Annotated in this window: 9 protein-coding genes, 2 tRNA genes and 1 pseudogene; 8 read left to right on the top strand and 4 right to left on the bottom strand. The window is 72.2% G+C overall.

Annotation, left to right across the window (positions count from 1 at the left end):
* The first annotated feature begins 2 nt into the window (after positions 1–2).
* From ABT342_RS06025 to ABT342_RS06000, 6 genes are all read left to right on the top strand, one after another.
* On the top strand, positions 3–965 hold the full coding sequence (locus ABT342_RS06025; RefSeq protein WP_351568130.1) for a bifunctional MaoC family dehydratase N-terminal/OB-fold nucleic acid binding domain-containing protein: 963 nt from the start codon (positions 3–5) through the stop codon (positions 963–965).
* A 3-nt stretch (positions 966–968) separates the two neighbouring features.
* Positions 969–2,036, top strand: a complete 1,068-nt coding sequence (locus ABT342_RS06020; protein ID WP_351567643.1) for an acyl-CoA dehydrogenase family protein — start codon at positions 969–971, stop codon at positions 2,034–2,036.
* Positions 2,033–2,509, top strand: coding sequence for a MaoC family dehydratase (locus ABT342_RS06015; protein ID WP_351567640.1), 477 nt, complete (start codon positions 2,033–2,035; stop codon positions 2,507–2,509). Before ABT342_RS06020 ends, ABT342_RS06015 begins: the two co-directional genes overlap by 4 nt.
* On the top strand, positions 2,506–3,672 hold the full coding sequence (locus tag ABT342_RS06010) for a lipid-transfer protein (RefSeq protein WP_351567637.1): 1,167 nt from the start codon (positions 2,506–2,508) through the stop codon (positions 3,670–3,672). The genes ABT342_RS06015 and ABT342_RS06010 overlap by 4 nt, the downstream gene beginning before the upstream one ends.
* A gap of 374 nt (positions 3,673–4,046) precedes the next feature.
* Positions 4,047–4,580, top strand: coding sequence for a SigE family RNA polymerase sigma factor (locus ABT342_RS06005; protein ID WP_351567634.1), 534 nt, complete (start codon positions 4,047–4,049; stop codon positions 4,578–4,580).
* Between the two features lie 188 nt (positions 4,581–4,768).
* Entirely contained in the window at positions 4,769–6,421 is a 1,653-nt protein-coding gene (locus ABT342_RS06000) for a long-chain fatty acid--CoA ligase (RefSeq protein ID WP_351568127.1), read from the top strand.
* Between the two features lie 32 nt (positions 6,422–6,453).
* Here ABT342_RS06000 and ABT342_RS05995 read toward each other — a convergent pair whose 3' ends face one another.
* From ABT342_RS05995 to ABT342_RS05985, 3 genes are all read right to left on the bottom strand, one after another.
* Positions 6,454–7,044 carry an antibiotic biosynthesis monooxygenase gene (locus ABT342_RS05995; protein ID WP_351567631.1) on the bottom strand — a complete coding sequence of 197 codons (591 nt, stop codon included), beginning with the start codon at positions 7,042–7,044 and terminating at the stop codon, positions 6,454–6,456.
* Positions 7,045–7,166: 122 nt separating this feature from the next.
* Entirely contained in the window at positions 7,167–11,213 is a 4,047-nt protein-coding gene (locus tag ABT342_RS05990; protein ID WP_351567628.1) for a PAS domain-containing protein, read from the bottom strand.
* 224 nt (positions 11,214–11,437) lie between these two features.
* A complete protein-coding gene (locus ABT342_RS05985; protein ID WP_351567625.1) occupies positions 11,438–11,929 on the bottom strand; it encodes an SSI family serine proteinase inhibitor in 492 nt (163 codons plus the stop codon).
* Between the two features lie 207 nt (positions 11,930–12,136).
* Between ABT342_RS05985 and ABT342_RS05980 the strand changes: the two genes are divergently transcribed.
* Together ABT342_RS05980 and ABT342_RS05975 are read left to right on the top strand one after the other, a co-directional pair.
* Positions 12,137–12,227: transfer RNA gene (locus ABT342_RS05980), tRNA-Ser, on the top strand.
* A 269-nt stretch (positions 12,228–12,496) separates the two neighbouring features.
* Positions 12,497–12,569 (top strand) — tRNA-Arg (locus tag ABT342_RS05975).
* 86 nt (positions 12,570–12,655) lie between these two features.
* Here the strand turns inward: ABT342_RS05975 and ABT342_RS05970 are convergent.
* Positions 12,656–13,187: pseudogene (locus ABT342_RS05970) on the bottom strand (site-specific integrase); the annotation flags it as partial.
* Between the last annotated feature and the right edge of the window lie 227 nt (positions 13,188–13,414).

The following is a 13,414-nucleotide window of genomic DNA, read 5'->3' as shown; positions in this document are numbered from 1 at the left end:
ATGTGTACGGGACGGATGAGGCGGGCCTGCGCGGGACGGATCCGCGCGGGACGGATCTGTACGAGCGGCTGAAGGCGTACGAGGGGCGGGCGGCGACCACCTCGGGCGTGGGCAAGGACCTGGTCAACGAGTCGATGATCAGGCACTGGTGCGAGGCGATGGGGGATACGAACGTGGCGTACGCGGGGCCGGACGCGATCGCGCCGCCGACGATGCTCCAGGCCTGGACGATGGGCGGACTGTCCGGGCACGGGGCGGGCCCGGGCCGTTCGAGCGCGTACGACGAGCTGTCCGCGCTGCTCGACGGGGCCGGGTTCACCTCGGTGGTGGCGACCGACTGCGAGCAGGAGTATCTGCGACCGCTGCGCCCCGGCGACCGGATCACCTTCAGTTCCGTGATCGAGTCGGTGTCGCCGCGCAAGACGACCAAGCTGGGCACGGGGCACTTCGTCACGACGCGGATGGATGTCCGGGCGGACGGAAAGCTCGCGGGGACGCACCGCTTCCGCATCCTCAAGTACGCTCCGGGCGCCGCCGTGAGGAAACCTCGGGTCAGCCGGCCCGTCCCGGTGATCAACCGGGACAACGCCGGATTCTGGGACGGCGTGGCCGAGCACAAGCTGCTGATCCAGCGGTGCGAGGAGTGCGGGACGCTGCGCTTCCCCTGGCTTCCGGGTTGCGGGGCGTGCGGGTCTGCGGAGTGGGAAGCGGTCGAGGCGAGTGGCGAGGGGACCGTCTACTCGTACGTGGTGATGCACCACCCGCCCTTCCCGGCGTTCGACCCGCCGTACGCGGTGGGGCTGATCGAGCTGGCCGAGGGTGTGCGGATGGTCAGCAACGTGGTCGGGGTTCCGTACGACGAGGTGCGGATCGGGATGCCGGTACGGCTCGAATTCCTGCGGGTGGACGAGGAGCTGGAGCTGCCGGTGTTCCGGTCCCTGGCCTCGGACGAGAGCGAGGGCTGAGCCATGGACTTCACGCCCACGGAGGAGCAGGCCGCCGCCCGCGACCTCGCCGCGCGGATCTTCGGGGATCTGTCCACGCCGGAGCGGCTGGCCGCCACCGGGACCGGGACCGACGCCGAGCTGTGGAAGGTGCTGTGCTCGGCCGGGCTGACGGCCGCCCTGGAGGAGATCGGGCTGCTCGGCCTGGTCCTGCTGCTGGAGGAGCAGGGCCGCACCACCGCGCAGGTCCCGCTCGCGGTGAGCGGTGTGTACGGGCTGCTGGCGGTGGGGCGGTACGGCACCGATGAGCAGCGGGCCCGGCTGCTGCCGGAGCTGCGGGCCGGGGCGGCGATGGCGACCGGGGCGTTCCCCGCGTGCGGGGCCGTCCGGTCCGAGCGCTACGCCGGGCACGAGGGGCACGAAGGGGCCGGAGGGGAGGGCCGGCTGACCGGGACGGCGGTCTGGGTGCCGTGGCTGCGGGACGCCACTCACGTACTCGTGCCGGACGCCGACCGCACCCTGTGGCTGATACGGACCGCCGACGCCGAGGTCGTCCCCGTGGACACGACCGCCCCCTGGGCCGCGGGCCGTCTCACGCTGGAGGGCACACCCGGCGAGCGTCTCGGCGGCGAGGACGCGTACGAGACCGTGCTGGGCGCCGCTCGAATCGCCTTCGCCGGGCTCCAGGCAGGGGTGTGCGCGGGCTCCCTCGCGCGGGCCGTCGCGTACTCGTCGGTACGGGAGCAGTTCGGCCGCCCGCTCTCCACCCATCAGGCCGTCCAGCTCCGCGCGGCCGACGCGTACATGGACACGGAGGCGATCCGGGTCACCGCCTACGAGGCGGCCTGGCGGTTCGACGAAGGGCTGCCGTGCGGCACCCACGCGCTGACGGCCGCCTGGTGGGCGTCGGAGGCGGGCAAGCGGGTCGTCCACACAGGGCAGCACCTGCACGGTGGGATCGGGGCGGACCTCGACCATCCCGTCCACCGGCACTTCCTGTGGGGCCGGCAGATCGACGCCCATCTCGGATGCGGCGGTGAAGTCCTGTCCGAACTAGGAGAGCTGATCGCGAAGGAGGGGGCGCAGTCATGAAACCCGGTGACGAGCTGCCGCCGCTGGAGATTCCGTTGACCCGCACGCTGATCGTCGCGGGAGCCATCGCCTCCCGTGATTACCAGGACGTGCACCACGACGCGGAGCTGGCAAAGCAGAAGGGCTCCCCGGACATCTTCATGAACATCCTGACGACGAACGGCCTGGTGGGGCGGTTCATCACGGACCACTTCGGGCCGACCGCCGTGCTCCGCAGGGTGGCGATACGGCTCGGCGCGCCCAACTACCCGGGCGACACGATGACGTTGACCGGCACGGTCACCGACGTGGACGGGGACACGGCCCAGGTCCGGGTCATCGGGGTGAACGGCCTGGGCCACCACGTCACGGGCACGGTGACGGTGACCGTCCCGGATCCGGGGCCGGAGGCGCGGGGGGAGCCGGTCCCGGATCCGGGACGGGAGACGGGACCAGGGGCGGGCGCGGCGACGGGACCGGAGGCGGGATCATGAGTGTGCGCGGGGTCGACCGGCTCGGCGGGCGGGCGGCGGTCGTCGGGATCGGGGCGACCGAGTTCTCCAAGGATTCCGGCCGCAGCGAGCTCAAGCTGGCGGTCGAAGCGGTGCGGGCCGCCCTCGACGACGCGGGGCTCTCCCCCGCCGACGTCGACGGCATGGTCACCTTCACGATGGACACCAACCCGGAGGTCACGGTCGCCCAGGCGGCCGGCATCGGCGAGCTGTCGTTCTTCTCCCGGGTCCATTACGGCGGTGGGGCGGCCTGCGCCACCGTCCAGCAGGCGGCACTCGCCGTCGCCGCCGGGATAGCCGAAGTCGTCGTCTGCTACCGGGCGTTCAACGAGCGATCGGTCCGGAGGTTCGGCTCCGGGGTGCAGCAGCGGGAGCCGTCCGCCGAGGGTGCGGCGCTCGGCTGGAACCTTCCGTTCGGGCTGCTCACGCCCGCCTCCTGGGTGGCCATGACCGCGCAGCGCTATCTGCACGCCTATGGACTCACCCCCGAGGCGTTCGGCCATGTCGCCGTGGTCGACCGCCGCCATGCCGCCCGGAACCCGGCGGCGTACTTCCACGGCAAGCCGATCACCCTCGCCGACCACGCCGCCTCCCGGTGGATCGTCGAGCCGTTGCGGCTGCTGGACTGCTGCCAGGAGACGGACGGCGGCCAGGCGATCGTCGTGACGTCCGTCGAGCGGGCCAGGGACCTGCCGCACCCGCCCGCCGTGATCGTCGCCGCCGCGCAGGGTGCCGGTCGCGCGCAGGAGCTGATGACCAGCTACTACCGGGACGATCTGACCGGCCTGCCCGAGATGGGCGTGGTCGCGCGCCAGCTCTGGCGCACCTCCGGGCTCGCTCCCTCCGATATCGACGTGGGCATCCTCTACGACCACTTCACGCCATTCGTTCTGATGCAGTTGGAGGAGTTCGGCTTCTGCAAACCGGGTGAGGCGGCCGACTTCGTGGCCGCGGACGCCCTCCCCCTCAACACTCATGGAGGCCAGCTGGGCGAGGCGTATCTGCACGGGATGAACGGCATCGCGGAAGCGGTCCGGCAGCTGCGGGGCACCTCGGTCAACCAGATACCCGGCGCGGCGACGACGCTGGTCACGGCCGGTACGGGCGTGCCGACCTCCGGGCTCGTCCTCGGGGCTGACGGGTGAGACCGTCCAGCTCAGCGCCGGTGCGGGCATCGGGCCGGGCCGGGGACCCCGAGAAGCGGCGCCCGCGCCCCCTACTCCAGGGCCGGTTGGTCTCCACCTTCAGTAGGTGGGGTTTACGCGCCCCCTACAACCTGAGGCGGATCCCGTTTCGGGACCTCGGGGCGATCCCCGGGGGTAGGGGCCACTCCTAGCGTGGAGCCATGACCACGCCAGTCTGCGCGACCGCTTCGAGGGCCGCCACAACGCCGCCTTCCTATCCGTCGCACGCGTCCCATCCGACGCACGCGTCCCATCCGTCGCACGCGTCCCATCCGACGCACGCGTCTCACCCGACGCGGACGTCGTATCCGTCGCCCGCGTCCCGCCCGTCGCACGTGCCGTACCCGGCACACGCGTCGTACCCGGCACACGCGTCGTACTCGTCGTTCTCGTCGTACGTACGGGCGCGGGGGCCCGTGTTGCTGCGGACGGCGCGCTCGCTCACCGCCAACCCGTGCGACGCCGAGGATCTGCTGCAGACCGCGCTCACCAAGACGTACGTGGCCTGGGAGCGCATCGAGGACCACCGGGCGCTGGACGGTTACGTCCGCCGCGCACTGGTCAACACCCGTACCTCGCAGTGGCGCAAGCGCAAGGTCGACGAGTTCGCGTGCGACGAGCTGCCCGAGCCGTCCGGGCTGCCTCAGCCCGACCCGGCCGAACAGCAGGTGCTGCACGACGCGATGTGGCGGGCGGTCATGAAGCTCCCCGACCGCCAGCGCGCCATGGTGGTCCTGCGCTACTACGAGGACCTCAGCGAGGCCCAGACGGCCGAGGTGCTCGGTGTCTCCGTCGGCACCGTCAAGAGCGCGGTGTCGCGCGCGCTCGGCAAGCTCCGCGAGGACCCGGAACTGTCGCCCGTACGGTGATCATCGCGGTGACCGGCGGGTAGCCGGCAGCGGCCCGGGACAATTTTTCGTAGGCGTTTTCGTACTCGGGGGTAGTGACATACCGAGTGGTACGCGCGCAGAATCTCCACACCCTTACTGCCACACAGGCAGGAGGTCCGGGGGTGGGAACCCCCGGTCAAGAGCTGTGCGCCCACCGGGAGGACGCCGTGCTGAGCACGATGCAGGACGTACCACTGACTGTCACCCGCATCCTGAACCACGGGATGACGATTCATGGCACCTCACAGGTCACGACCTGGACCGGCGACGGCGAGCCGCGGCGCCGCAGCTATCGAGAGCTCGGGGAGCGTACGGCCCAGCTGGCCCACGCCCTGCGCGACGACCTCGGGGTCGAGGGCGACCAGCGGGTGGCCACGCTCATGTGGAACAACGCCGAGCACGTGGAGGCGTACTACGCCATCCCCTGCATGGGGGCCGTGCTCCACACGCTCAACCTGCGGCTCCCCGTCGAGCAGTTGATCTTCATCGTCAACCACGCCGCCGACCGCGTGGTCATCGTCAACGGTTCGCTGCTGCCGCTGCTCGCCCCGCTCCTGCCGCACCTGCCGACCGTCGAGCACGTGATCGTGTCCGGCCCCGGAGACCGTTCCGTTCTCGCCGGCACGCACGCCCAGGTCCACGAGTACGAGGAGCTGCTCGCCGGGAAGCCGACCGCGTACGACTGGCCGGAGCTGGACGAGAGGTCCGCGGCCGCCATGTGTTACACCTCCGGCACCACCGGTGACCCGAAGGGTGTCGTCTACTCGCACCGCTCCCTCTACCTGCACTCCATGCAGGTCAACATGGCGCAGTCGATGGCCCTGACCGACGCCGACACCACCCTCGTCGTCGTCCCGCAGTTCCATGTCAACGCCTGGGGTCTGCCGCATGCCACGCTGATGACCGGCGTGAACATGCTCATGCCGGATCGTTTTCTCCAGCCCGCCCCGCTCGCCGAGATGATCGAGTCCGAGCGCCCGACGCACGCCGCGGCCGTCCCCACCATCTGGCAGGGCCTGCTGGCCGAGCTCACCGAAAGGCCGCGGGACGTCAGCTCGCTCACGCAGGTCACCATCGGCGGTTCCGCCTGCCCGCCGGCGCTGATGGAGGCGTTCGACACGCTGGGCATGCGGGTCTGCCACGCCTGGGGCATGACGGAGACCTCCCCGCTCGGCACCACCGCCCGCCCGCCGGCCCACGCCATTGGCACGGACGCGGAGTTCGGCTACCGCCTCACCCAGGGGCGCTTCCCGGCCGGCGTCGAGGCCCGGCTGCGCGGCCCCGGCGGAGAGTTCCTGCCCTGGGACGGCGAGGCGGCCGGTGAGCTGGAGGTGCGCGGCCCCTGGATCGCGGCCGCGTACTACGGCGGCGCGGGGGGCGAGGCCATCAAGCCCGCCGACAAGTTCAGCGAGGACGGCTGGCTCAAGACCGGCGACGTCGGCGTCATCAGCTCCGACGGCTTCCTCACCCTCACCGACCGGGCCAAGGACGTCATCAAGTCCGGCGGCGAGTGGATCTCGTCCGTCGAGCTGGAGAACGCCCTGATGGCCCACCCCGAGGTCGCCGAGGCGGCGGTCGTCGCCGTCCCCGACGAGAAGTGGGGCGAGCGCCCGCTCGCCACCGTCGTACTGAAGGACGGCGCGACCGCGGACTACGCGTCACTCAAGACCTTCCTCGCCGAGACGATCGCGAAGTGGCAGCTGCCCGAGCGCTGGGCGATCATCCCGGCGGTGCCGAAGACGAGCGTCGGCAAGTTCGACAAGAAGGTCATCCGCAGGCAGTACGCGGACGGTGAGCTGGAAGTCACCGAAGTGCACTGACCGCCGGCCGCGGACCCCCGACCGGGGGTCGGTCAGTCGGTGAGCCAGCGGCGCAGCAGCCTGCTCATGGCCGGCATCGCCACGTACGTCATGAGCACGCTGAACACCACGGTGTAGACCGCGGTGCTCGCCACCATCGGCAGCCCCTCCAGCCGCGGCCCGAGCACCGCGTTGCCCGTCAGCGAGATGGGGAAGATGGCCAGTCCGGACGTGATGGCCATCTTCCACCGCGGCGGCGCGGGCCGGGTCGTGCCGGGCTTGGCGAACCAGGTCTCCATGCCGGTGAGTTCACGCCGCGCGATCTCCGTGTGGCGGTGACCCTCGCAGTTCGCGAACCACTCCGCCCGCTCCGGCGACTCCTGCCAGGCTCGGCAGGCCTCCGCGTCCCGGAAGCGGTGGACCAGGAACCACGGCGCCCCGCGCTTCGCCGGCCGGAACAGCCCGTAGCCGAGGTGGCCGGGGAAGGTGGCCGCGGTCCGAAGGATCCCCTGCGCCCACTCCTCGAAGCCCTCCTCGTAGCCCTCCTCGACCTGACGGGCGATGAGGAGGGTGACCTCGCCGTCGTCGGCGGGGACGGTGGTGTGTTCGGGCTGGGGCGGCAGGGCGGTGGCGCGTATGGGCACGTGACTCTCCTCGTACACCTCGTACACGAGGTACGGATCCGTTGTCGCGCGCCGCGGGCCAGCCTACGCCGGGCCGGTCATCCCACGCCGGACCGGCCCCGGGCCGCCGAGTCCCCTGTCTTCTAGTTCGTCCCTATCTTCGCCAGCAGATCGACGATCCGGCCCTGCACCTCGGCGCTCGTGGACCGTTCCGCCAGGAACAGCACCGTCTCGCCCGACGAAAGCTTGTGCAGCTCCTCCTGGTTGAGGCCCGCCGAGGTGTAGACGACCAGCGGGGTGCGGTTCAACTGCCCGTTCGCCCGCAGCCAGTCGATGATCCCGGCGCGCCGGCGGCGTACCTGCATCAGGTCCATCACCACCAGGTTCGGCCGCATCTGCTGCGCCAGCGTCACCGCGTCGGTGTCGCCACCCGCCCGTGCGACCTGCATTCCGCGCCGCTCCAGCGTCGCCGCCAGCGCGAGCGCGATGTCGTCGTGCTCCTCGATCAGAAGGACGCGGGAGGGGTGCTGTTCGCTGTCGCGCGGCGCCAGTGCCTTCAGCAGTACGGCGGGGTCGGCGCCGTACGCCGCCTCGCGCGTCGCCTGCCCGAGCCCCGCCGCGAGCAGCACCGGGACCTCGGCCGCCACCGCCGCCTGGCGCAGCGACTGGAGCGCGGTGCGCGTGATCGGCCCGGTCAGCGGGTCCACGAAGAGCGCCGCCGGGAACGCGGCGATCTGCGCGTCGACCTCCTCGCGCGAGTGCACGATGACCGGCCGGTAGCCACGGTCGCTCAGCGCCTGCTGGGTGGAGACGTCCGGCGCGGGCCAGACCAGCAGTCGGCGCGGATTGTCCAGCGGCTCCGGGGGGAGCTCGTCGTCGACGGGGACGGGCGCGGGCTGATTCGCCACCTCGACGGCGCCGCCGGGCCCGTCCAGCGGCTCGGGGCCCTCGGCACCCTCGTCCGGTGCGCCTATCGCGTACGACCGGCCCTCGGCGGGGGCAGGGATCCGCTGCTGCTGAGCGGGTTGCGGCTGCGGCTGAGGCTGGGCCTGCGGTTGGGGGTGCGGCCGGGCGGCCGCCTCCGGCGCGGGACTCTCGGCGCGCTCCTCGTCCGGCGGGGTGGACAGCTTGCGGCGGCGGCCGGAGGGGAGCGGCTGGTTCTGCTGCTGGGTGATCTGCTGGGCGAACGGGACGCCCTGGCCGAGCGTGCGCACGCTGAACGCCTTGCCCTGCGAGGCATCGGCGGAATCCGCGGCGCCGCCTGCGGTGCCCTTGGCAGGCGTCGGGGCTTCCGCGGGCAGCGGCCCGGGGACGACGGGCGGGACGGGTGCGACGGGTGCCGCGGGCGGCAGCGGTACGGACCCGGTGCCGCCCTCCTGCGGTGCCCGCCGCCGCCCGGTCGGCAGGGGGTGAGCCTGCGGCGGGGTGTGGTCGGTGTCCGGCACCGTACGTACGGCGTCGTGGCGGTCGTCGCCCGCGTCCTCCCGGCGGGGTGCGGGGCCGCGGTCGGCTTCGGCGGGCGGCAGGGCGAACGCCGTACGCGCCACCTCCTCGCCCGCGCCGCTCCTGGCCTGCTCCGGCGCCCCCGCGAGGGCCCGCCGGGTACGCCGCCCACCGGTCCCAGCGCTCGCACCAGCCGCACCGGCCGAACCAGCCGCACCGGTCGGCGCTCCGGCGCCGGCGGGCTCCAACGCCCCGGCGCCGACGGGGTGCCTGGCGGGGAGCGCCGCGTGCGACGGGTCGCCCTGGGTCTCGGCGACGCCGCTCGGGGCGGTCCGCGCGAACCCCGTGCCATTCGTGCCATTCGTGCCACTCGTGTCCGGTACGCCCGGCAGGCCTGCGCCGGTCGCCCCGGCGCCGACCGGTGACAGCCCGGTGCCACTCGGCAGGCCCGCGGGGGCCGTGGAGGCCGTGGAGGCCTGGGCAGGCTCCAACGCCCCGGCTCCTGCCCCGGCGCGTGCGTCGATGGGCGGCGTACCCGCCGTCGGCGGTACGCCCGTGGGGGCGGCGGGGGACAGTTCCGTGCCGGGGCGTGCGGGGGCATCGGCGCGGACCGCGACCTCGTTCCCCTCAGCCGGTGCGGACGGAGCCGACGGCAGCGCGGGCAACGCCGCCTGGGCGCGCCGGGCGCGGCGGCCCGTGGGCTGGGGGGCGGCGGAGCCGGGCTCCGGGGCCACGCCCTGCGGCGGCACGGTCTCGCCCAGCGCCGGGCGTCCGGTACCGGCGGCAGCGGCGGCGCCTTCGGCGGCGGTGACCACGGCGCCTTCGGCCGCCTCGGCGGGGCTCGGCCGTCCGCGACGGCGGCCGGTGCCACCGCCGTTGGTCCTGCTCGCGTCCGGTTCCGTGCCTCCCACGGGGCTCTCCAGGAACGCGTCCGTGGAGGCCCGCCGCGCGCGCCGCCGTCCGCCGCCCGACGTCGCCTGCGCGGGCAGCACCGGCTTCTCCTCGGGACTCGGCGCGACGGCGCCTTCGGAGGCGGTGCCTTCGGAGGTGGTGCCTTCGGCGGGAGTGGCTTCGGAGGTGCTGGTGAGGGAAGAGGCCACCGTCCCGGAGCCCTCGCCCAGCGGCACTTCGAGGACGTACGCGCTGCCGCTCATCCCCGGCACCTCGTGCGTCTGCAGCACGCCACCGTGCGCGGTCACGATGCCGCGCACGATCGGCTCGTGCACCGGGTCGCCCCCGGCGTACGGTCCGCGTACCTCGATCCGTACGACATCACCGCGCTGCGCCGCCGCGACCACGATCGTCGAGTCGACGTACCCGCCGCCCTGCGCCGCCACGACCCGGGTCTGTCCGGTCGAGTCGACACCGGCCACATCGGCGACCAGGTGGGCGAGCGCCGTCGCCAGCCGGCCGCCGTCCACCTCGGCCTCGATCGGCGGAGCGTGCACCGCGAACTGCGCCCGGCCGGGACCGATCAGCTCGATGGCGCCCTCGACGCCGGCCGCCACGACCGCGTCGAGCAGGACGACGTCCTTGCGCAGCGGCTCCGTGCCCGCGTCCAGGCGCTGGAAGCCGAGCACGTTGTCGACGAGCGTGGTCATCCGGGCGTAGCCGGCGGCGAGGTGGTGCAGGATCTGGTTGGCCTCGGGCCACAGCTGTCCGGCCGGGTCGGCGGCCAGCTTGGCCAGCTCGCCGCGCAGCTCCTCCAGCGGTCCGCGCAGCGAGTCGCCGAGTACGGCCGTCAGCTGGGCCTGCCGGGCGGTCAGCGCGGCCTCGCGCTCGTCCCGCTCCTCGATGTCCGACGCGTACCGCTCGGTCCTGTCGGCGATCTCCGCCGTGTACTTCTCCTCGCGCGCCGCGTACTTCTCGTCCCGCTCGGCGATCTCGGCGGCGTGCCGCGCGTCGCGTTCGGAGATCTCCGCGGCATGCTGCTCGGCCAGCTCCTCGTAGGGCCGCCGGTCGGTGAACGTCATCACCGCACCGACCAGCTGGTCCCCGTCGCGTACCGGCGCGGTCGTCAGATCGACCGGCACCTGCTTGCCGTTCTTCGCCCACAGCACCTGCCCGCGCACGCGGTGCTTGCGCCCGGACCTCAAGGTGTCGGCGAGCGGCGACTCGTCGTACGGGAACGGCTCGCCGTCCGGCCGCGAGTGCAGGATCAGCGGGTGCAGCTCCTTGCCGCCGAGGTCACTGGCGCGGAAGCCGAGGATCTGGGCGGCGGCCGGATTGACCAGCACGACCCGGCCGTCGGTGTCCGTGCCGACGACGCCCTCGGCCGCGGCGCGCAGGATCATCTCGGTCTGTCGCTGGGAGCGGGCGAGTTCGGCCTCGGTGTCGAGGGTGCCGGACAGATCGCGTACGACCAGCATCAGCAGCTCGTCACCGGTGTAGCTGCTGTACGAGTCGTAGGCCTCGCGGCCGTCCTCCAGGCTCGCGCTGGTGACCTCGACCGGGAACTCGCCGCCGTCGGTACGCCGCGCGATCATGCGGGTCGGCTTCGTACGGCCGCGCTCGTCGGCCGCCTCGGGGCGCCGCATCGATCCGGGGATCAGCTTGGAGTCGAAGGCCGGGAGCAGATCGAGCAGTCCTCGACCCACCAGCGCCGTACCCGGCGTCTCGAACATCTCCAGGGCGATGGTGTTGGCGTTGACCACGGTGCCGTTGCAATTGACGAGCACGAGCCCGTCCGGCAGTGCGTCGAGTATGGCTGCGAGGCGAGCAGCGCCTCGGGATGGCCTGCTGCTCACGACGACGCTTCCTCCCTGACCTACAGCATCTTGCGGACGGCCGGCCCCATCTTGCCCCTCGGTGCGCGGCCTGTCACTGGAGGGAGTCTAAGGGCAGGGGGCGGCCGCGCGACGGCGGATGCGGGGGAGCTCTCACCAAGGTTCTGTGCGCATGGCGTATGCCCGGCGTCCCCGATCGGGTGGCTGACCTGGGCCGATCGCCTCACCCCCGGAGCCCTGGCGGGCTAAGACCGGGAGGTCGGCAGCACCGGCTCCAGGCTCTGCCACCGCTTGATCTCGCACCCGTCACCGCGGTCGAACGTCGCGTCCACGCTCCGCCCCCGCCAGGTCCCGCTGATCCGCGCTTTCGCCGGTCCGCCGTACTGGAACGTGCACATCGTCCCCGGCTCGACCGGCGCGAAGGGGTCCTTGCCGCCCTCCCCGAGCTCCTCCAGCCGCGCACACGCGGCCGCCGCCTCGGGGTGGGTGCCACCGGCGGGCCCGCACGTCAGCTCGTACGCGCCGTCGGCCTTCGGGTCCCCGGTGTTCGTGGTGGTCACCGTGAGCCGGTCCGGCGTCTCCAGCAGCGGCACGGGGAGCGGGAGCAGCCCGAGGACCGACGCGGGAGCGGGACGGGGAGTGGGATCGGGAGCGGGGTCGGAAGCGGACGAGGGGGCGGCCACGGCGACGGTCGCCGTGGCGGTCGCGGCGAGGGTGAGAGCGATGCGGCGCAGCATGGGTACTCCTGAAGAGTGAGGGACCGTAGGGGCGGCGCCCCGGCATCTCTAACGCTCCGCACGCCCGCGCGTTGCGCAACCGGCACTGGGCCGAGCGGCTCTTTGCCCCCGGGCCCGCGTGCCTAGTACCGTAGGGACCGATTGGTGACACCCCACTAGGCTGTGTCATCATCTGCATCGCACCACTCGCGCCCGCGCGGGTGTGCTGGAGGCGTCGCCTAGTCCGGTCTATGGCGCCGCACTGCTAATGCGGTTTGGGTCTTAAAGCCCATCGAGGGTTCAAATCCCTCCGCCTCCGCACCATCACCGAAGCCCCGGCCCCACGGCCGGGGCTTCGGTCGTTCCCGAGGACGTGCGCGAGATGTGCCGTGCCGAGGACGTGCGGGGAGATTCCCTGAGCCCGATCCCAAGGTCGTCCGCGCGCGGCAGCCGACCCCGCTCCACTGCTGCGTGGATGCGTTTTCGCAGGTCAGAGTGGGTGTGGGTAATGGATTTCGCGTGACGGCGCAGGTCATGTAATGTTGTTCCCGCAACGCCGACCGGGAAGAAAAAAGCCCGGAACGCCAAGCACTCGTAGCTTAACGGATAGAGCATCTGACTACGGATCAGAAGGTTGCAGGTTCGAATCCTGCCGAGTGCACACAGGTGAGAGGCCCCCGGAGAGATCCGGGGGCCTCTTGCGTTGGGCCGTACAGCAGCGAAGTACAGCAACCGTGCCGACTGCTGTCAGCCGGTGCCGCCCATCGCGTCGGACAGCTTGCCGATCGCGGACCGCACCTCTTCCTCACTTGCTTCGGCGTAGACCTCCATCGTCATGGCGATCTGTGAATGCCGGAGGATGCGCTGTGCCACCTTCGGGTGGACCTTGAGCGCGTCCAGGAGCGAGCTGCACGTGTGCCGGGTGTTCCGCAGCGGGATCACACGGGGGCCGGCGCGACGGGCCCGCAGGGCGAACATCCGGGTCAGGTTCCCCCGGCTCGATCGGGGTTCCGTACTTCGTCGTGAAGACGAGCCCGCGCGTGTCCTGCCACAGCTCGCCAGCGGCCTTCCGGTCCCCGAGCTGCTGAGCACGGCGCATCCGCAGCGCCTCGAGGCAGACGGCTGGGAGAGGCAGGAAGTCGTCCGACTCCTCCGTCTTGGTCTCGCGGTGGAGGATCTGCCGCCCGGCCCGCTGGATCTGGTGGTCGACGTACAGTTCCCCGGCTTCGAAGTCGACGGACTTCCAGGTCAGGCCGAGCACTTCGCCACGGCGGTAGCCACTTTGGGGCGCTTACGGGGCCATGATCACTCGCCCCAAAGCAGCTCCAGCCCAAAGCCGCTACGCCGACCTCAGCCGCCGTCCAACGGCTCGCTGCCGGCTGAGCAAACACCGGACGCAAATGGCGGAAGCCTGCGTTTCCGCTTTTGGAGTCAGCGGCGAGGAGCGCCACTACCCACGGCCCAGGCCAGGATGGCCGAGCACAGGTGCAACGGGTGCCGCTGGAT

It is taken from the genome of Streptomyces sp. NPDC000410 (genome assembly GCF_040300305.1).
In the GTDB taxonomy this organism is placed as follows: Bacteria; Actinomycetota; Actinomycetes; order Streptomycetales; family Streptomycetaceae; genus Streptomyces.
This window is presented reverse-complemented; position numbering and strand designations above follow the sequence as displayed.

What these genes read in the sequence shown, in the direction of transcription:
- ABT342_RS06020 (WP_351567643.1), top strand. Translation starts at nt 969, where the DNA reads ATGGACTTCACGCCCACGGAGGAGCAGGCCGCCGCCCGCGACCTCGCC.
- ABT342_RS06015 (WP_351567640.1), top strand. Translation starts at nt 2,033, where the DNA reads ATGAAACCCGGTGACGAGCTGCCGCCGCTGGAGATTCCGTTGACCCGC.
- ABT342_RS06010 (WP_351567637.1), top strand. Translation starts at nt 2,506, where the DNA reads ATGAGTGTGCGCGGGGTCGACCGGCTCGGCGGGCGGGCGGCGGTCGTC.
- ABT342_RS05985 (WP_351567625.1), bottom strand. Translation starts at nt 11,929, where the DNA reads ATGCTGCGCCGCATCGCTCTCACCCTCGCCGCGACCGCCACGGCGACC.